Source organism: Bradyrhizobium sp. Kon56 (genome assembly GCF_055807635.1).
The window spans coordinates 1-364 of the sequence record NZ_JBVVOU010000209.1; the positions used below are offsets into that span (position 1 = coordinate 1).

1 protein-coding gene is annotated in these 364 nt (G+C 61.8%); it reads right to left on the minus strand.

What is annotated here, in order from left to right:
• Nucleotides 1-364 (minus strand): alkaline phosphatase D family protein (locus AC0L3B_RS38670; protein WP_473382915.1); only part of this gene is annotated, 364 nt, incomplete at both ends.

Consider the following 364-nt stretch of genomic DNA (forward strand, 5'->3'; position numbering starts at 1 on the left):
CAGCGCGCTGATACGTCGCCAGCAGCCGCTGATGCCGCAACTCAGCGGCATCACCATCTATGACCAGCAAGGCCGCTGCCTTCGGTTTCCAGGCGCTCGGCCAGCCCCAGCAACAGCGCCCGCCTCCGTCGGCGCTTTGTCGGCGCATCGGCGAATATTCCAACCAGGCCTGGCGTGCCCGGCCGACCAGGGTATTGATGTCGCGGGTCTGGTAACGCTCGTCCAACTGTTTGCTCGATGACCAGTTATTGATCACCTCGTGGTCGTCCCACTGCCAGATCTGCGGCACCTCGGCATTGAAGCGCCGCACGTTTTCGTCCAGCAGGTTGTAACGGTAGTTGCCACGATACTCATCGAGGGTTTC